Annotated in this window: 13 protein-coding genes and 3 pseudogenes; 8 read left to right on the forward strand and 8 right to left on the reverse strand. The window is 69.9% G+C overall.

Translation table 11 applies throughout. From position 1 onward, the window contains the following. Position 1 precedes the first annotated feature (1 nt). On the reverse strand, positions 2 to 655 hold the full coding sequence (locus ACFV0T_RS31495; RefSeq protein WP_385786516.1) for a hypothetical protein: 654 nt from the start codon (positions 653 to 655) through the stop codon (positions 2 to 4). A gap of 273 nt (positions 656 to 928) precedes the next feature. Further along, positions 929 to 3,121, reverse strand: a complete 2,193-nt coding sequence (locus ACFV0T_RS31500) for an N-6 DNA methylase (protein ID WP_385786519.1) — start codon at positions 3,119 to 3,121, stop codon at positions 929 to 931. Positions 3,122 to 3,321: 200 nt separating this feature from the next. Here ACFV0T_RS31500 and ACFV0T_RS31505 point away from each other — a divergent pair, with 200 nt between their 5' ends. Both ACFV0T_RS31505 and ACFV0T_RS31510 read left to right on the forward strand, forming a co-directional pair. Continuing rightward, positions 3,322 to 4,014, forward strand: a complete 693-nt coding sequence (locus ACFV0T_RS31505) for a hypothetical protein (protein WP_385786522.1) — start codon at positions 3,322 to 3,324, stop codon at positions 4,012 to 4,014. A 148-nt stretch (positions 4,015 to 4,162) separates the two neighbouring features. Further along, positions 4,163 to 4,936: a hypothetical protein gene (locus ACFV0T_RS31510; protein ID WP_385786525.1), complete on the forward strand. Its 774-nt coding sequence runs from the start codon at positions 4,163 to 4,165 to the stop codon at positions 4,934 to 4,936. A gap of 81 nt (positions 4,937 to 5,017) precedes the next feature. Here the strand turns inward: ACFV0T_RS31510 and ACFV0T_RS31515 are convergent, their stop codons facing one another. After that, positions 5,018 to 5,761 (reverse strand): N-acetyltransferase, encoded by a 744-nt coding sequence (locus ACFV0T_RS31515; RefSeq protein WP_385786528.1) that lies wholly within the window; start codon positions 5,759 to 5,761, stop codon positions 5,018 to 5,020. 152 nt (positions 5,762 to 5,913) lie between these two features. Continuing rightward, positions 5,914 to 6,399: pseudogene (locus ACFV0T_RS31520) on the reverse strand (HNH endonuclease family protein); the annotation flags it as partial. Positions 6,400 to 6,522: 123 nt separating this feature from the next. Between ACFV0T_RS31520 and ACFV0T_RS31525 the strand changes: the two are divergent. From ACFV0T_RS31525 to ACFV0T_RS31535, 3 genes are all read left to right on the forward strand, one after another. Further along, positions 6,523 to 7,644, forward strand: a complete 1,122-nt coding sequence (locus ACFV0T_RS31525) for a tyrosine-type recombinase/integrase (protein ID WP_385786530.1) — start codon at positions 6,523 to 6,525, stop codon at positions 7,642 to 7,644. Between the two features lie 368 nt (positions 7,645 to 8,012). After that, entirely contained in the window at positions 8,013 to 9,842 is a 1,830-nt protein-coding gene (locus tag ACFV0T_RS31530; protein WP_316769862.1) for a site-specific integrase, read from the forward strand. Next, entirely contained in the window at positions 9,839 to 10,438 is a 600-nt protein-coding gene (locus tag ACFV0T_RS31535) for a DUF6262 family protein (protein WP_316769861.1), read from the forward strand. The genes ACFV0T_RS31530 and ACFV0T_RS31535 overlap by 4 nt, the downstream gene beginning before the upstream one ends. A 90-nt stretch (positions 10,439 to 10,528) precedes the next feature. On the opposite strand, the gene ACFV0T_RS31540 is transcribed toward ACFV0T_RS31535, so the two are convergent. Then, positions 10,529 to 11,518: an ArsR family transcriptional regulator gene (locus ACFV0T_RS31540; RefSeq protein WP_385786549.1), complete on the reverse strand. Its 990-nt coding sequence runs from the start codon at positions 11,516 to 11,518 to the stop codon at positions 10,529 to 10,531. A 56-nt stretch (positions 11,519 to 11,574) separates the two neighbouring features. Between ACFV0T_RS31540 and ACFV0T_RS31545 the strand changes: the two genes are divergently transcribed. After that, positions 11,575 to 12,342, forward strand: a complete 768-nt coding sequence (locus tag ACFV0T_RS31545) for an SDR family NAD(P)-dependent oxidoreductase (protein WP_385786532.1) — start codon at positions 11,575 to 11,577, stop codon at positions 12,340 to 12,342. A 14-nt stretch (positions 12,343 to 12,356) separates the two neighbouring features. Further along, positions 12,357 to 13,523 (forward strand): annotated as a pseudogene (locus tag ACFV0T_RS31550) (MFS transporter); the annotation flags it as partial. 79 nt (positions 13,524 to 13,602) lie between these two features. Here the strand turns inward: ACFV0T_RS31550 and ACFV0T_RS31555 are convergent. Next, entirely contained in the window at positions 13,603 to 14,385 is a 783-nt protein-coding gene (locus ACFV0T_RS31555) for an HNH endonuclease family protein (RefSeq protein WP_385786534.1), read from the reverse strand. 82 nt (positions 14,386 to 14,467) lie between these two features. Then, a pseudogene (locus tag ACFV0T_RS31560) lies at positions 14,468 to 14,707 on the reverse strand (hypothetical protein); the annotation flags it as partial. Between the two features lie 201 nt (positions 14,708 to 14,908). Between ACFV0T_RS31560 and ACFV0T_RS31565 the strand changes: the two are divergent. Continuing rightward, positions 14,909 to 15,094: an antitoxin gene (locus ACFV0T_RS31565; protein WP_385786536.1), complete on the forward strand. Its 186-nt coding sequence runs from the start codon at positions 14,909 to 14,911 to the stop codon at positions 15,092 to 15,094. A gap of 171 nt (positions 15,095 to 15,265) precedes the next feature. On the opposite strand, the gene mfd is transcribed toward ACFV0T_RS31565, so the two are convergent. Then, positions 15,266 to 18,823 carry a transcription-repair coupling factor gene (gene mfd, locus ACFV0T_RS31570; protein ID WP_385786539.1) on the reverse strand — a complete coding sequence of 1,186 codons (3,558 nt, stop codon included), beginning with the start codon at positions 18,821 to 18,823 and terminating at the stop codon, positions 15,266 to 15,268. Positions 18,824 to 19,032: the final 209 nt, after the last annotated feature.

The raw sequence follows: 19,032 nt of genomic DNA on the forward strand, positions 1-19,032 counted from the left end.
GTCACCTTCCGCCCTCGTGGTCGCCGTTGCCGTCCTGCGAGTCCCCGTGCTTGCGCAGGTAGTCGCTGAGCTCGTCGAGCTCCGCGCGCACCTGGTCGATACGGGCGGGCGCGGGGCGCTGCGCGGGCGGGGACTGGGGCACGGGGGGCTGGGGCACCGGCGTGTTCGGTATGTAGGCCCGTGCCGCGGGGGGTTGGGGCAGATGCGGCTGCGGCTGCGGCTGCGGTACGGGGGTGCCCGGGTACAGCGGGGCGGGCGGCACGGGCTGCGGGTAGCCGTACGGCCCGTGGACGGTCGGCGCGTGGGGCGGTGCGTAGCCCGCGAACCGGCGCTCCGCCTGGTGGAACCGGATGTCGGTGGCCAGGAAGTAGGCGGCGCTGCCGGCGCCGAGGATGAGGACCACGGCCAGCGCGACATCGCCGCGCGTGTCGGTCTCCGGCACCGTGCCGACGACCGCGAGCGCGGCGACGGACAGCGGCAGGGACACCCAGGCCGCCGTCCAGTCGAACCACCGTCCACGCACGATCGCGACCCGGAACAGCGGAACACAGGCGAGCAGCCCGCACGAGAGGACGCCGACGGCGGCGAACAGTACCCGCAAGGTGATGACGGTACCCGCGCTACGGGTGGGCGGCGCCGCGCCGTGGCCGTACATGACTGCTCCTGGGCCTGGGTTCGATGTCGGAGTTCGAGCGTATAGGCCGACACGGACAAGCGGTCCCGGGTTGTACCGAACCGTTGTCATGCTGATCACTTCGTACGACGGCGCAGGTGGCGTCGGGACCGGATCGGGAGCCTGACAGGGCCGGGCCAGGAGCCGGAACGGGGACGCGACAGGGGTCGGGTCAGGAGCCGGAACGGGGACGCGACAGGGACCGGGGCCGGGGCGGGGCCGGGCCAGGAGCCCGGCCAGGAGCCGGAACGGGGCTCAGCCCGGGGCGACCGTCCCGTCCGTCAGCCCGTCGTACATCCCGCGTACGAGCTGGTCCCCGAGCCGGCCCGCGTGCCTGAGCGCCCGCTCGAACTCGTCGAGCGCACGGAACCGCGCGCCGTAACGCCGCTGTTCCTCCAACGGGAGCCGGGGCAGGTGCAGCCGGCGCACATCGAGGCGGGTGGCGGTGGACGCGTAGCTGCTGGCCTGGCGGTTGTTGGCGGTGCCGCGCAGGAACCCGGCGAGGAACCAGGGGTCGAGCGCCGCGTGATCGGGGCGCAGGAGCACGAGGTTGCGCCCCAGGGCGGCGCCCGCCGTCGCGTCGTCGATCACACGTGCCACCGAGCCGCCGCCGAGCACCGGCACGACCACGTCCCCGGCCCGGGTCAGCACGGCCTCCTCGTCGCTCTCGGGCAGCGTTCCCGAAGGATCCGTTCCGGCGAGCACGTCGTGGTCGGTGAGGACCGGCACGCGCGCGTGGCCGCCGCTGCCGCCCGTGCGCATCACCAGGGCGCCGCCGCGGGCGAGTTCACCGACGGTGGTGAGCGGCCAGCGGGCGGGCTGCGCGGTGACCGCGGGCGGCGGGGTGAGGCCGGCGGTCAGCCGCAGGGTCTCGCCGAGGCGCTCGCGCACGTCGGTGAGCTCCTCGGCGCCGTCGGCCGCCGTCGGGGGCGGGAGGTGGCGGGCCGGGGCGAGGTCGACGTCGTCGTCGAGGAGTTCGATGACGGGTACGGAACGCGCCAGACCCGGCCGCTCCTGGACCGTGCCGTCCCGGTCATAGGCCCGCCAGGCGTCGAGCACGGCGTCCCTGACGGCCTGCCAGTCGGGGCCGCCGCGCCCCTCGCCCGCGAACTGTCCGGTGTCGGCGAGCAGCACCTCGGGCTGTCCTGGCGCCTTCTCCGGCCGGCGCAGTACCCACAGGTGCAGGGGGATGTTGTGCGGGGGTGCCGCGCCGACCGGCAGGGCGATGACGGCCCGCAGCGCGCCGCGGCGCAGCAGGTCGGCGCGGATCCGGCGCCCGGAACGGCGGGAGGCGGTGGCGGGCGGCATGAGGAGGACGGCGGTGCCGCCGTCCCGGAGCCGGGCGAGCGCGTGCTGCACCCAGGCCAGCTCGGACTCGGCGCGGGCCGGGAAGCCGTACTCCCAGCGGGGGTCGTAGGCGAGTTCGTCGTGGCCCCAGTTGCGCTCGTTGAACGGGGGGTGGCACAGGACGGTGTCGGCGCGCAGCTGTGGATAGGCGTCGGCGCGCAGGGTGTCACCGACGGCGCCGTGCACGACGGCCCGGCCGTGCAGGGCGAGCCGGAGCGCGGTGAGCGCGGCGAGTTCGGGGGCGCTGTCCTGGGCGTAGAGCTCCTGGTCGGGGCGGCCGTCGAGGGCGCGCAGCAGGGTGCCGGTGCCGCAGGCTGGGTCGAGGACCGTACGGGCGGGTCCCGCGAGGTCGGCCATGAGGCGGGCGAGCTCGGTGGGGGTGAGCGTGTACTGGCGCGGGTTGGCGTCGAGCAGCCGGGCGAGCAGGAACTCGAAAGTCTGCCGGGCGCCCAGCTCGGCGGCGAGCTCGGCGGCGCCGCGCAGGAGGGGGGCGGAGGGGAGGAGCTGGGGGCCGGTGGGGATGTGAACCGCGGAGGCCTGCGAGCCGCTAGGGGTGTGCGAGCTGGGGGGGCGCGAGGCGACCGGTACGGCTGATGCCGGGTCGGAGTAGTTCACAGTGACCGGTCGGTTCACAGCCGGAACGGCACCTGCTCGCGGCCCAGCGTGAACACCCTGAACACCCTGAACACCACGGTCGCTCCGCGCCGGGCCGAACCGAGGGGTGACCACCTGCTCCAGCGCGGCCGGCAGCATCGCGGCGAGGCGCTCGTCGGAACCGGCGCTCACCTCCAGCCAGACCGTCGGCCGGTCATGGATGAGCAACAGGACGCAGCCGGCGTGGGCGAGTGCGGTGACCGGGCCCTCGGGGTGACCCGCGAGCTGCTGCCAGACGCGTTCCCGCAACGGCACTTCGGCGAGTTTGCCCTGGTGGCGCAGCCAGGACTCGACCTCGGCGAGCGCGAACGACGGACTGGTCTCCGTGCCGCCCACGGGCTTGGGGAAGTCGGCGTGCCGGCGGCGCCAGTTGCTCACGGCCGCGCGGCCCACCCCGGCGAGCCGCGCGATTCCGGCGGCGGTCACCTCTGTCGCGTTGTCCTGCACCCGGCCCCGCTCCTCTCGTCCCGACCCGTCCCCTGTGTGGCGTCGAGCATACCGACGTACGCAAGATCTAACCCTTCACGGCGTGTACTGGAGACAACCTGTGAATCGTGTTGACTCGGTTCACAGTCTCTGTTCTTATTGACCCAGCGAACGAGCGGCCGTCACCGAGGCGGCCGCCACGCCAGGGGAGGGGAACAGCCATGGGCATGAAGGGCAAGGTCGCGCTGGGCGCCGTCGTGGGGATCGTCGTCATCGGTGTCGTCTCGGCCAACGCCGACGACAACGGCGACGGCGGTACGGCCGACACCGCCGGTAAGGGCCCTTCGGCATCCGCGGCGCAGCAGCCCGGCGGCAAGACGGACACCGCGAAGGCCAAGGCGGCCGAGAAGAAGAAGGCCGCGTTCGCGGGGGACGGCGAGTTCCAGGTCGGTTCGGACGTCAAGCCCGGCACCTATCGCACCACCGGCAACAGCGACGGTATGTGCTACTGGGAGCGCGCCAAGGACGCCTCGGGCGAGATGGACTCGCTGCTGGCCAACGACAACGTCAGCGGCACCAGCTACGTCACGGTCAAGGCCACGGACAAGCTCTTCAAGTCCAGCGACTGCACGGACTGGGAGGCCGTCGACACCAAGGCCAAGGGCTCCCCGGCCGCCACGATGGACGGCGACGGCGGCATGTTCAGGGTCGGCTCCGACATCGCCCCCGGCACCTACAAGTCCACCGGCAACGCCGACGACTCCTGCTACTGGGAGCGCACCAAGGACGCCGACCACGGCCTGGACTCGATCATCGCGAACAACAACGTCACCGGTTCGGCCATCGTCACGATCAGCGCCAAGGACGCCTACTTCAAGACGTCCGGCTGCGGGGACTGGAAGAAGGCCGGCTGACCGGCCGCATACCGCCGGAGGCCACCGCGCCGCGCCGCAGCCCGCACCGCACCGCACCGCACCGCCCAGGCTCACCGCATCACCTCCCGTCCCACCCTGCCCTGTCTCGTCCCGTCCCGTCCCGTCTCGCCTTCACCAAGGAATTCCCATGCGTCGTACCGCACTCGCCGCCCTCTGTCTCGCCGCCGCGGCCGCCGCGGGCCTCACCGGCTGCCTGCCCGGCCAGGACAAGGCGGAGGACAAGCCGGGCTCCTCGCAGTCCGCCAAGCCGAAGGAACCGTTCGCCGGGCTGACCGGCGGGCAGATCGCCGACCGGGCCCTGAAGGCCACCACCGATGCCTCCTCCCTCCGTATGAAGGGCGACATCGCCGACGACGAGAGCGCCGGCACGATCCGGATCGACATGGCCCTGAACACGCGGGGCGAGTGCGCCGGCACCATGAGCGTGGGTGGCCAGGGCAAGGCAGACCTGATCAAGACCGGCGACACCGTGTACATGAAGTACGACGAGGCGTTCCTGCGCGCCCAGAGCGAGGGAGAGTCGAAGTCGGACACCGACGCGGCCGTGGACATGCTCGCCGGGAAGTGGACCAAGATGGCCGCGAAGGGCCAGGACGCCAAGGACATCGCGGGCTTCTGCGACCTGGACTCGGTGCTCGGCGGCGCGGAGGACGGCAACTCGAACGCCACCCGGGGGCAGACCACCACGGTCGACGGCACGCCCGCGATCGTGCTGCACGAGAAGGACGGCAAGGAGCGGTACACGCTGTACGTCGCGACCGAGGGCGAGCCGTACCTGCTGCGGATCGACAGCAGGACCGCGACGGACCCGGGGACCCTCACCTTCAGCGACTACGACAAGCCGGTCCCGGCGAAGAAGCCCGCGGGCAAGATCCTGGACCTGGACGGGCTCTCCGGCTGACGGACGACCTGACCGAGCGGGCCCGCTGACCCGAGCGGGCCTGTTCGCACGAGAGGGCCCGTTCGCACGAGCGGGCTCCGTTCAGACGGCGTGCCGCATCCACACGTTGGGCTCGACGTACACCGCGTACCCGCGCTCCGGTTCGCAGCGCACCGGCACCAGCGCCCCGGGTACCTCGACGTCACCCCGGGTGTCGAAGGGCAGGCCCGTCCAGGCTCGCCACTCCTCCAGCGAGCCGGAGACGACCATCGACGCCGGTGCCACACCGTGCAGGGTCGCGCCGGCCCGGGCGTGGACACGCAGCCACGGGTCGTGCGGCAGACCGTCGGCACGGGTGCGGTACGCGTACTCCTCGATCGACGTGCGTGGTTCCAGGTGCTTGGCGCTGGGCCGTACGGGGGCGACGACCTCGTGGAAGCCGCGCGCACGGGCGTTGTCGCGCATCGCCCGGAGCATGACCGCGGACAGACCGCCGCCCTGGACGTGCGGGGCGACGACGACCGAGATCGCGCTGACCGTGTCGGGCCGGACACCGCGGCGCAGGTCGGAGAAGGCCCAGACGAGCACCTGGTCCCAGCCGCGGGCGGGCAGTTCGCCGCGGCCCTCGGCGGCGAGGGCGAACGGCACGCTGTAGGCGTGGGCGACGACCTCGCCACGCTCGTCCTCCGCGAACTGCACGTACTGCGGGAGTTCGGTGGCGATCCGGCCGTAGTGGGCGTTGCCCACGGGGTCGTTGAGGGTGAACTCCGGCCAGCTGTCGGGCATCTCGACGATCCGCCCGAGCATCTCCGGGCGCGCGGCCAGACTCGATACCTTCCACTCCATGCGCTCACCGTAGACGTCGGCCGGAACGCGGGAGAACCGGTTTTCCCCGCGCCCCGCCCCACCCCCGGACGACGGTCGGCCCGAGCGGGCGGCCCACACGGTCAGTCCGAGCGGCAGTCAGACCGGTCAGTCCGAGCGGTCAGTCAGACCGGTCAATCCGCGTGGAACCGTGCCGGAGCCTCGGTGGGATTGCCCCCGGTGGGGAGTTTCTGGTCCGAGCAGCCGGAGAGGACCTTCTCCATCGCGGCCTTCTCGGCGGCGGTCACCCACAGCTCGTACTTCTTCTTCACCGCGACCTGCGCGGCGACGTACGTGCACCGATAGCCCTGGTTGGGCGGCAGCCAGGTCGCCGTGTCGCCGTCGCCCTTGCCGCGGTTGGTGCTCGCGTCGACGGCGATGAGGTTGAGGGGATCGTTGGCGAGGGCGATGCGCTTGCTCGCGTCCCAGTACTTGGCGCCCTTCTGCCAGGCGTCGGAGAGCGCCACGACGTGGTCTATGTCGACCAGGCTGCGGCCGCGCCGATAGGTCACGTCCTTGCCGGAGTAGGGGTCGGGATCGAGGACGCCGTAGGTCACCTTGCAGGTCCCGCCGGTGAACTTGAGCTCCTTCAGGTCCCGTTTCAGGATGTCGTCGCGGGTTATCTGCATGCCTTTCTTCTCCGCGAGAGACATGAGTGACAGCCGTGTCCTCTCGTTGTGCCTTGCCGTTATCAGTCATACCAAGAGGCACATGAGCGACATGCTCAGGCAGGGAGGGAACCAGTGGTGTTACGCACGGAGAAGGCCGTCTCACCCACCACGGGCGAGGTCACCTGGTTGCTCGTCGACGAGGAGACGTACCGGCCTCATCCCGAGGCACGGGAGTTCTCGCTCTACCTGCGGGGCGCCGGGCGCAAGCCGCAGACGCAGCGCGCCTACATTCCTCGGGTCGGACGCTTCCTCAACTGGTGTGCCGGGCGAGGCACCAACTGGAAGACCGTTGCACTCGGCGACATGACGAGATTCAAGTTCCATGTCGAGCGGACGCCGATCCGACAGGGCCAGCTCCCGTCGGGGAAGACGGTCAACGCCGTTCTCACCGCCGTCTGCGAGTTCCTCCGCTTCTGCGCTGTCCAGGGGCACGTTGCCCACGATGTCGCCGCCCGGCTGAGCGAGCCGCGCTTCCTGGCGTCACCGCCGACCGGCTTCGATCCGGGCGAAGGCGGTCAGCACCTCGTGGTGAAGGCTCGCGTGCTGAAGGCGCCCGAGATCGAGTCGGCGCCCGCGACACTCAGTCAGCCGCAGGTGACCCAGGTCCTCGCCGCGGCGCACACCGCCCGCGACCGGCTGCTCCTGACCGTGCTTGTCGACGGAGGGCTGCGGATCGGTGAGGCTCTCGGGCTGCGGCGCGAGGACATGCACCTGTTGCCGGACTCAACTCATCTCGGGTGTCGAACCCATGGCGCGCACTTGCACGTACGGCCACGCCAGGACAACGTGAACGGGGCGCGCGCGAAGGCCGGCCGGCATCGCGTGGTGCCCCTGACTCAGAGCGCCGTTCACCAGTACCGCGAGTACCTGGCCGAGCGGGAAGAGGTTTCCGGAACAGCAGGCTGTGACTACGTATTCGTGAATCTCGTCGGCAGCTGGGCGGGCCGCCCCATGTCGTACTCGAACGCAAAGCAGGTCATCGAGCGCATCGGCGACCGCTGCGGCCTTCGCGCCCGGCCGCACATGATGCGGCATACAGCCGCAACCCGGTGGATCCGCAGCGGCGTAGCGCCCGACGTGGTGCAGACACTGCTGGGGCACGCGTCATCAGCCAGCACGGCCGTCTATCTCCACGCTCGGGATGATGATCTCCGCTCGGCAGTCGACAGCCTCACCAAGGAGGCTGCGCGATGACACCGAGCACTGCTTTCACTGTGGTGTCCTCGCACGCAGCTGCGGACTGTGACTGGTCCGCCTGGCTCGTGCAACGCCTCGCCCCCGGTTGGCGTTCGACCGAATGGGAGTCGGCCAAGGCACTGTTCACGGCTGATCCAGCCAATCCGACGACCCACGTGTTCACCTGCGCGGTCGCTGCCTGCTCGACACACGTCGGCAGTAATGGAAGCCGTTGTGACGCCTGCCGCAAGGCCCGACTGCTCAAGGGAAACCCTGCGGAATTCGACACGATGTATACCCCCGTGATGAGTCGGAGACGGCCGAACGTCACGGACGGAGTGGTGCCTGGAGTCTCCCAGTTCTCTCTGGCACAGGTTTCCTCAGCTGTGCGACATGAGGTTCTGTACGGGCTTCAGCAGCGCGACGACGCGGGAATCAGCCTTGTCCCCCAGCGCATGCGCCGCATCGTGGCCGGTCTTCCGCAGGGACTCGACTCCCTCCTGAGTCTGTCCACCGAGTTCTCCTCCCACCTCCCCGCTGCCCCCAGAGGCGTTCTCAACAGTCTCCTCCTTCACATCCGACGTGCCCGGGCCGAGTTCGATGGCGCCGACCCCACCTCGGGCGACGTCTGGGAATGCGCTCTGGTGGGCCTGACCGCGGGCCGGGGCAGGAAGTACAAAGCTGTTCACGGTGTGATCGACTTCCGGCCCGTACGACAGACATGGTTGCGGGAACTGGTCAAGGAGTACGGGCGCGCTGCGCGTCCCGACGTCCTGGAGTTGAGGCAGACCGTGTACGCCGCGACCATCGCCTCGGCTGCGCTGGCTCACCGCACCGAGGGAGACACTCCGGAGCGCCTGTCAATGGCGGACATGAACGCCGTGGTGGACCACTTCCGCATCACAAAACGCCCCGAGGACGGGCACGACTACTCGACGAGTCACAGGCGGGCACTGCTGCGGAGCTGGCGCACGTTTCTGGAGTTCGCGCGGCAGGCCGGGATGATGGACCACGTCCCGGGCGGGTTCTCCGTCAATCCCCGCTTTCACACCATCGCGCCGATCGAGGTCACCGAGGACGACATCGGGCGGGCCGTTCCCGAGCACGTCATCGCTCAACTCGACGCGCACATCGGCCTGCTGGGCACCTCCACTGCCTACGAGAGCGGCGGTTGGACGACTGCCGACTTCGCCCACATGTACCAAGTGGTCTACAGAGTCCTGCGGGACACAGGTCGCCGCCCGGGTGAGGTCACCAGCCTGCGGCGCGACTGCCTGGAGTGGATCGACGGCAAACCGACGCTGATCTACGACAACCACAAACGACGCCGTCACGGCCGCCGCCTGCCCGTCTCCGTGAGCACCGCCCAGGAGATCGAGGCCTGGCAGAAGGAGTTGGAGGTTCTCCCTGATGTGCCGGCTTGCGCGCAGTGGCTGTTCCCCTCTCCCGGTCAACGCAACCGCCCCCGCCGTGGCCACCTCACCTCGCCACAGTTCTGCAGCCGTATCTTCCGCATCTGGGTCGACGAGCTGATCCCCAGCATCTGGGACGAGCGTCTGGACGACAACGGCCAACCACTGGCATACGACCGAACCAAGATCGTCCCCTACGGCTTCCGCCATGCCTACGCCCAACGCCACGCGGACGCCGGAACCCGGCCGGACGTCCTGCGAGAGCTCATGGACCACCGGTCGCTGGACGTCACCATGGGCTACTACAAGGTCTCGCTGACCAGAAAACAGGAGGCGGTCAGGACGGTGGCGAGGCTCGCCGTCGACCGGCACGGCACCCCGCGCGGCTTCGAGGACCCCCTGGCCTATGAGGTGGAAAGCGTCGCGGTCCCCTTCGGCGGCTGCACCGAGCCGAGCAACGTCAAGGCCGGGGGCGGACACTGCCGGATCCGCTTCCAGTGCGCCGGCTGCGACTTCTATCGACCTGACCCGTCCTACCTGCCCGCTCTCGAACAACAGGTCGCTGACCTTCGAGCGGACAAGGAGGCCGCTCTGGCCTTGGGCTCCGCCGACTGGGTCGTGCGCAACCTCGACGACCAGATCCGCGCGTACTCGAAGTCGGCCGACGAGATGCGACGCCGACTCGAAGCTATGCCGGAGGAAGAACGAACCAGGGTGGAGGGTGCCTCCCGCGAGCTGCGCAAGGCCCGCTCGGCTGCCGCCTTCATCCCCATGCAGTCGCTGACCACACGGAGCGCTCCGTGAAACCTCCCACCTCCCACGATGCTGCGGGCCGGGAAGCACGTGTCCAGCGTCTTCATGCCGCCCGCGTCCAGGACAGCGCAGTCAAGATCGACCGCTCCTTGAAGGTCATTCACGATCTCCTGGGCTCCGGCCAGCGGATCACCTTCGCTCGCGTGGCCCGTGAGGCGTCTGTGTCCACATGGTTCGTCTACAACCAGCTCAAGGTGCGGGAAGCAGTCCAGGCCGCCATGCACGAACAACACGAGCACAAGGGCAAAGCCTCTCCCCCGTCGAGCACGCAACAGGTGTCACCCGCCGGTCTTCACACCGAGCTGGCCTTCGCGCGGGAGGAGATCAAGGATCTGAAGAAGGAGCGCGATCGGCTCCGGGAACGCGTCCGGCTCTCCCTTGGCGCTGAACTGGACGACGTGGACCGCCGTCATTTGGTGGAGCAGGTCCAGCAGTTGGAGCGAAAGAACGCGGAGCTGAATCGTGACCTCTCAGAATCCCGCGACGGGCTCATCGCGCTGAAATGCAAATTGCAGGAATCGGAGGACGACCTCACCGCCGCTAGAGCCGCCCTCCGCCGTGCAATGAGGGCCGTGCCCTCCGAGTAGCCTCCCGCGGCGCCTGCGGCCTCTTCACCTGGCCGGTTCCCTTCGGTTCCGGCCAACGTCGGGCATGTCGGCGAGGCCCATTCCCAAGGGTCACGCACTGGGGCTCGTGCTCGCCGTGAGTTGGTCGCCGAGGGCACTGCGGCGGTACAGGACCTGTCGTCCGTCGCGCGCCCTGGTGACCAGGCCTGTGGCGTACAGCACCCGCAAGTGCTGGGAGACGGCGCTCGGGGTGACCCTGAGGCGGCGGGCAAGCTCCACTGTGGGCAGGGGTTCTTCGAGGAGGCTCAGCAGTCTTGCCCGAGGTGCGCCGAGCAGGGTCGCCAGGGCGGTTCTGTCCGGTGGTGGAGCCGTGTCCCACAGCGTGGCTACTCCCCTGGAGGGATAGACAAGGCTCGGCGGCTCGTCCTGGCTGACGGGAGGCGCGGGCTTGTGTGCGAACACGGACGGCAGGAGCAGCAGCCCTCGACCGGATGCCATGACGCGATGCCTGCTGATCATCTTGTCGATGTACAGCTCGCCGCCCTGCCAGCGCAGGTTCGGGTGCATGTCGGCGAACAGCAGTCGGGCACCGCCCAGGGCGAGCTGACGGGCGCGATAGGTCATGTCGGCTTCCAGCACCAGCCGCATCTTCGGCCACATCGGCTCGATGGCCACTTCCCAGTAACGCCCCAGGACCTCGCAGATGGCGTCGCGAAGTCTGGCCACGCGAGGGTCTTCGGCCAAGGCATCATGCAAGGCCACGGGGAGCGGGTCCGGTGCGTGCGCAAGCAGCAGGTCATGGCGAACTTGAGCAGGGCAGGTCTCGCGGACGACGGCGAGTTCTTCTTCGAAGGCCGGTGCGAAGCTCGTGGGGTTCGGGGTCAGGAAGTCGGGAATGGTGCGTCGCTGGGCAACCAGGGACATCAGCAGACCGGTGTCCAGCGTGCCGAGTCTGCCCAGTACGGACCTGCGCCAGGGCAGATGCAGCGCGGACAGCCCCGGATCCTGCAGCACCCGCAGGCTGAGCGTGGTCTCGTGCAAGGGCGAGAGCCCGAAGCGTGTGTCAGCGAGGTCCTCGACGCCGAGCACAAAGGTGATCATTAAGCCCCACGCTACATCAATTGGCGACGGACCGCCGATGCTGTGGGCTTCCGCCCATGACATCCACAACTCGTAAGCACCGCACGGCGATTGTCACCGGTGCGGCACGCGGCATCGGTGCCGCGGTGGCCAGGCGTCTGGCGGCCGATGGCCTGGCGGTCGGCGTGATCGACCCGGCCGAGGCGAACTGCGCTGAAACCGTGGAAGCCATCACAAGCGTGGGCGGGTCAGCACTGGCAGTTGCCGCTGACGTCACCGACGAGGCCGCGGTCACCGAGGCCGTCGACCGCATCGCCTCCGAGTCGGGGCCGCCGACCGTGCTGGTCAACAACGCCGGCGTCGGCCCCCGCGCCGAACTCGTCGAGATGACCACGGAGCAGTGGGACACAGTCACCGGGATCAATCTGCGCGGCCCGTTCCTCGTCACTCGCGCCGTCTGCCCGCACATGATGGCGGCCGGCTGGGGGCGGATCGTCAACATGTCGAGTATCTCGGCGGTCGGTGACGCCGCTCGCGTCGACTACGGCAGCGCGAAGGCCGGTCTGATCGGTTTCACCAAATCGCTCGCCCTTCAACTCGGACGGCACGGCATCACGACCAACGCCATCGCCCCGGGCTTCGTCGTGAGCGACATGACCAGGGCGTCCGCCCGACGTCTCGGCCTCGACTTCGAGGAGTACCGGCGCAGCGCGGCGCAGTCGATCCCCGTCGGGCGGGTGGGCGAGCCGGAGGACATCGCACACACCGCGTCCTATCTGGTGAGCCCGGAGTCAGGGTTCGTCTCCGGCCAGGTCATCTACGTCGCCGGCGGACCGGTGGGTTGACGATGAGCCGCCGGATGACCCTGCTCCTGGCCGTGACCTGCGCGGTGGCCGTGGGCAACATCTACTTCCCGCAGGCGATCATTCCCTTGATCGCCGACGGACTGCGCACGTCTACCGATTCGGCCTCCCTGATCGTTACCGCCACCCAGGCCGGTTACACAGCCGGAATGTTCCTGCTGGTGCCGCTCGGTGACCGGCTCCCACACCGCTCACTCCTGGTCCCCCTGCTTGCCCTTACTGGCCTGGGCCTGCTCCTCGCGGGCTGCGCCCCCACCCTGCCGCTCCTCATCACGGCCAGCGCCCTTATCGGCCTCACCACCGTGGCCGCTCAGGTCGTCGGCCCGTTGGCGGCCGGGCTGGTGGCCGACGACCACCGCGGAGCGGTGATCGGCACCCTGCTGAGCGGGTCGATAGGCGGCATGCTGCTGGCCCGTACCTTCAGCGGGGCGCTTGGCGAATGGCTGGGATGGCGAGCCCCTTATCTGGTGGCCGCGAGCCTGGTCCTGTTGCTCGCGGGCGCCCTGGCCCGCATGGTGCCGCCCACCATCCCACCCACACATCAGCCGTACCCGACTCTGCTCACCGAGCCCCTGCACCTGTTGCGCACCGAGCCGGAACTGCGCCGCTCCTGCTTCTACCAAGCGATGGTCTTCGCCGGATTCTCAGCCGTGTGGACGTGCCTGGCGCTTCTCCTCACCGGTCCGGCGTACGGCATGGGCGCCCAAGCCGTAGGACTGCTCGCCCTGGTGGGCGGCGCAACCATGCTCTGCACCCCGCTCGCCGGGCGCCTGGTGGACCGCCACGGCCCGGACCCGGTGAACCTGGTCTGCATGCTCGCGGTCCTCGTCTCAGCCACGGTTCTGGCCGTGGGCTCCCGGGGTGGTGCATCCGGGCTGACCGCTCTGATCGTCGGCACGCTCCTGCTCGATGTCGCCATGCAGTCCGGCATGGTCGCCAACCAGGCCCGGGTCTACGCCCTGCACCCCAACGCCCGAAGCAGGCTCAATACGGCCTACATGACCTGTGCCTACCTGGGCGGAACCACGGGCTCCTGGCTCGGGGTCCACGCCTACTACAACGCCGGGTGGCGGGGCCTGTGCGTGCTCGTGGCGGTGCTCACCGTGCTCGCCCTGGCCCACCACATCGCAACACTGCGTGCTTCCTCCCGGCGCCCTGACCGCCAGGGCGAGCGAGGACTCACCGATGCCGTCGAGCTTGAAGAGGGAGCGGCGGAGCTTCCGAGGGCAGCACGGACCGCTGCTACCCGCCGCACTGCTTCAACATCATCTGTTTGTCCGCCACCGTCACCGGCAGCTGGTACTTCAGCGAGACCTGCGCGAAGCGCACGCTGTACGAGCAGCGGATGTTCTTGTTCGGCGGCAGCCACGTCGCCGGACCCGAGTCGCTCTTCGCGCCGTTGGTCGGTCCGTCCACCGGAATCAGGTTGAGCGGATCATTGGCTATGTCCTCCCGCTTTCCCTTCGTCCAGCGCGAGGCACCCATCTGCCAGTCGTACGACAGCGGCATGACGTGGTCTATCTGGACCTTCGTCGCACGGGACTTGGTCCACGTGATCGTCTCCCCGGTATACGGGTCTTGCAGCGTCATGGAGGTGACAACGCAGTCCGAGCCCGCCCGGAAGCGGACTTTCTCACCATCACGTTTCAAGAGATCGTTTCGCGAGTCACACCCATTGTGAGCAAAGGGGATGCCGCCCGGAGCCGAGTCCATCCAGGCGTAGCCGAACTTGTCCCGCTCGTATCCGGTCTTGGGGCCACGTCCCTTCGTCGCCACCTTCTCGATCCACGACCGAGCCTTCGCCCTGTCCGCAGTCGACGTGATCGCCGCCAGCCCAGGCTTCGTTCCATCCGGATTGTCCAGCGGGTTCACGGCCCGACCGTTGCCGGCGGTCGGGACGGCGGAACCGGAGGGTCCGTCGCTCACGGGGGGAGTGAGACCGTCGCAACCGACAAGCATGAATCCGGTGGCCAGCAGTGCGGCGGACGTCAGGGGAGCCCGCCTGCTTCCGACACTGTGCCTCATGTGCCTCTCAGTACGCATAGCGCACCGCCCCTGGCATGAGCTGCGAGAACCCTGCGATCACGCCGTGCAGCATAGAGATAACGCGGGTGTCGCAGCTGTTGGAGTCGGTGTCCGCCCAGGCGGTACCGAACCGGTCCCGGTCGTACCCCGTCTTCGGCGCCCGTCCCTTGACGGTCAGCGCCCGGGCCGCGGTGAGCGCGGCTCCTCCGCCCCCGCCCCCGGTCTGTTCGGGCCCCGAGGAGCCCGTGGTCTGCTCCTTGCATCCGGCCACGGCCAGTACCGTCACGACGGCGATCGCCGCCCCACCCCTCAGACGCCTCACGGCGCGTCCCTCCCCTTTGTTCCCCGGCTTCGTCTCCCCGGCCTGTTGCCCGGCTCCGCCCCGTGAGAAGAGGTTTCCCCGAACGGACTCGTGCACACCGTAGTCGCCGAGAGGACTAGACCAATCCTCCGGGATGGTCGGGCATTCCGCGCAAGTCAGGCGTATCGTCGAAGGTGAGTGCCTCCTCGGAAGGAGCTCTGGATGAGCATCTTCGACAGGTTCAGGAAGAGCAGCCAGGCGCAGGACAAGGCGAAGCAGATGTCCGACGCCGCGGAGCGGAAGGCCAACGACAAGACGCGCGGGAAGTACGAGGGCCAGATCGACGACGCTCAGCAGAGGGCAGAGGGCGCGATCGGTATGGACCGCGACCGTCCCGAACAGCGGTAGGACCTCCGGACCGACGGAGGAACGGGGCCCGCGGGGGCGCCGACCGACACACCCGAGACAGAAGCCGTCCCAGGAGACCCGTCTCCCGGACGGCTTCGTCCGTGCCCCCGCGTGTGCGCGACCGGCCGCGCCCCGGGTATCCGAGAGCCGGCCCGAGAACTCGTACGCCCCCTACGACCCCAGCACCGTCGCGAGGAACTCCCCGACCCACCCGAGCAGTTCCCGCCCGACCAGCGGCTTGCCGCCGACCTTCGCGGTCTTCGGGCGGGGTACCAGGATCTGGTGGGCCGCCGGCTTGATGACCGTGCCGGGGTAGAGCCGCTTGAGGCGCAGCTCCTGCGACTCGCGCAACTCCACCGGCGCGAAACGGATGTTGGTGCCCTGGAGCACGATCTCGCCGACCTCGCAGGCACGCGCGAGCATGCGCAGTCCCGCCACCAGGAGCAGGTTCTCCACCGGCTCGGGCAACTTGCCGTAACGGTCGACGAGTTCCTCGCGGACCGCCTTGATGTCCGCCTCCGAGTTGGCCGAGGCGATCGCGCGGTACGCCTGGAGGCGCAGCCGCTCGCCCGGCGCGTAGTCGTGCGGGACGTGCGCGTCGACCGGCAGCTCGATCTTGACCTCGAGCGGCAGCTCCTCCTCGATCTCGCCGGTCTCCAGCTGCCGCCGGTAGTCGGCGACGGCCTCGCCCACCATGCGGATGTACAGGTCGAAGCCGACGCCCGCGATGTGACCGGACTGCTCGCCGCCCAGGAGGTTGCCGGCGCCGCGGATCTCCAGGTCCTTCATCGCCACGTACATGCCCGCGCCCATCTCCGTGTGCTGGGCGATGGTGGCGAGGCGCTCGTGGGCCGTCTCCGTCAGCGGCTTCTCCGGCGGGTAGAGGAAGTACGCGTAGCCGCGCTCGCGGCCACGGCCCACCCGGCCGCGCAGCTGGTGCAGCTGGGACAGGCCGAAGGTGTCGCCGCGCTCCACGATCAGCGTGTTGGCGTTGGAGATGTCGATTCCGGACTCGACGATCGTCGTCGAGACGAGCACGTCGAACCTCTTCTCCCAGAAGTCGACGACGACCTGCTCCAGCGCCTGCTCCGACATCTGGCCGTGGGCGGTGGCGATCCGCGCCTCGGGGACGATCTCGCGCAGACGAGCCGCCGCGCGGTCGATCGACTCGACCCGGTTGTGGATGTAGAAGACCTGGCCCTCGCGCAGCAGTTCGCGACGGATCGCGGCGCCGATCTGCTTCTCCTCGTACGGGCCGACGAAGGTGAGCACCGGGTGGCGCTCCTCCGGCGGGGTGGTGATCGTCGACATCTCGCGGATGCCGGTGACCGCCATCTCCAGGGTGCGCGGGATCGGGGTCGCGGACATCGTCAGCACGTCGACGTTGGCGCGCAGCTTCTTCAGCTGCTCCTTGTGCTCGACGCCGAAGCGCTGCTCCTCGTCGACGATGACCAGACCGAGATCCTTGAACTTCGTCTCCGACGAGAACAGCCGGTGGGTGCCGATCACGACGTCGACCGAGCCCTCCCGCAGTCCCTCCAGGACGGCCTTCGCCTCGGTGTCGGTCTGGAAGCGGGACAGCGCGCGCACGTTCACCGGGAACTGCGAGTACCGCTCGCCGAACGTGCCGAAGTGCTGCTGCACCAGCAGGGTCGTCGGCACGAGCACGGCCACCTGCTTGCCGTCCTGTACGGCCTTGAAGGCGGCGCGGACCGCGATCTCCGTCTTGCCGTAGCCGACGTCGCCGCAGATCAGCCGGTCCATCGGGACCGTCTTCTCCATGTCGTCCTTGACCTCGGCGATGGTGGTGAGCTGGTCGGGCGTCTCCGCGTACGGGAAGGCGTCCTCCAGCTCGCGCTGCCAGGGGGTGTCGGTGGCGAAGGCGTGGCCGGGCGCGGCCATGCGCGCGCTGTACAGCTTGATCAGGTCGGCGGCGATCTCCTTGACCGCCTTCTTCGCGCGCGCCTTGGTCTTGGTCCAGTCGGCGCCGCCGAGCCGGTGCAGCGTCGGCGCCTCGCCGCCGACGTACTTGGTGATCTGCTCCAGCTGGTCGGTGGGGATGTAGAGGCGGTCGCCGGGCTGGCCGCGCTTGGCGGGGGCGTACTCCACGACGAGGTACTCGCGGGTCGCGCCCTGCACGGTGCGCTGCACCATCTCGATGTAGCGGCCGACGCCGTGCTGTTCGTGCACGATGTAGTCGCCCGCCTCCAGGGTCAGCGGGTCGATGGTCTTCCTGCGGCGGGCCGGCATCCGGGCGCCGTCCTTGCCGGCCGCCTTCTGGCCGGACAGGTCGGTCTCCGTCAGGACGGCCAGTTTCAGCGCCGGGTCCACGAAGCCGTAGTCGATCGAGCCGCAGGCGACGTGCACCACGGACGGGGAGAGCTCCGTGAGGTCGGTGTCGAGGCGGGCCGCGATGCCCTCGCCGCCGAGCACCTCGACGGTACGGGCGGCCGGGCCGTGGGCCTCGGTGACGAAGACCGTGCGCCAGCCGTCGGCGAGCCAGCCCTTGGTGTCGGCCAGGGCTCTGGCCGTGTCCCCGCGGTAGGTCTCGGGCGCGTGCATGCCGAGCTTGAGGGTGTCCCCCGGCGCGTCGGCGCCGTAGGTGTCGGTCAGTTCGTCGTCCGCCGCGAACGGCGACACCGACCACCACATGGTCGCCAGCTCGCGGGCCCGCTCCCGGACGTCCGCGATGGACCACAGGGAGGCCGCGCCGACGTCGATGGGCGCCTCGCCGCCGCCTGCCGTGGCCGCCCAGGAGGCCTGGAGGAACTCCTGCGAGGTCGCCACGAGGTCGGCGGCCCGGGTGCGGACCCGCTCCGGGTCGCACACGACGGCCATCGCGCCCTCGGGCAGGACGTCGAGGAGGAGCTCCATGTCGTCGACGAGGACCGGGGCGAGGGACTCCATCCCCTCGACCGCGATGCCCTCGGCGATCCTGCCGAGGAGTTCGCCGAGCTCGGGGTGCTCCTCGGCGAGGGCACGCGCGCGGGCGCGCACGTCGTCCGTGAGCAGCAGCTCCCGGCACGGCGGCGCCCACAGGCCGTGCTCGGCGACCTCCAGGGAGCGCTGGTCGGCGACCTTGAAGTAGCGGATCTCCTCGACGTCGTCACCCCAGAACTCGATGCGCAGGGGGTGTTCCTCGGTGGGCGGGAAGACGTCCAGGATCCCGCCGCGCACGGCGAACTCGCCGCGCTTCTCGACCAGCTCCACGCGGGAGTACGCGGCGGCGGCGAGGGCGGCCACGATCTCGTTCAGGTCGGCGGTCTGCCCGGTGCGCAGGGCCACCGGCTCCAGGTCGCCCAGCCCCTTGACCTGCGGCTGGAGCACCGAACGCACGGGAGCCACGACGACGGAGACCGGGCCGGTCTCGGGGTCGTCGGTGCGCGGGTGGGCCAGCCGGCGCAGCACGGCGAGGCGGCGGCCCACGGTGTCGCTGCGCGGGCTGAGCCGCTCGTGCGGGAGGGTCTCCCAGGACGGGTACTCCGCCACTCCGTCCGGCGGCAGCAGGGAGCGCAGGGCGGCGGCCAGGTCCTCCGCCTCCCGGCCGGTCGCCGTCACCGCGAGCACCGTGCGGCCGGTCTCGCGGGCGAGCGCGGCGATCGCGAGGGGACGGGCGGCGGGCGGGCCGACGAGGTCGACGTGCGTCCGGTTGCCGTCGGCGGCCGCCTTGATCGCTTCCGCGAGGGCGGTGTCCTTGACTACGGCGTCGAGCAGACCGTGCAGGCTCATGGAGGGGCGCTTCCGTCCGGGGTGGGCAACACGAAGGGCCCGACGCGTGTAACGGGCCGGGGGTGTCCAGAGTACGTCGGTGCGGTGCCGAGTGCCGGGGCTGTGGACAACCGTCGGGCCGCGCGCCCCCCCCCCGCCCCCCCCCCCGCGCTCCCTTACATGCTCTTTGCGGCCGACAAGGGAGACATCAACACCATCATCGGCGGGAT

It is taken from the genome of Streptomyces sp. NPDC059582 (assembly GCF_042735715.1).
GTDB lineage: Bacteria > Actinomycetota > Actinomycetes > Streptomycetales > Streptomycetaceae > Streptomyces.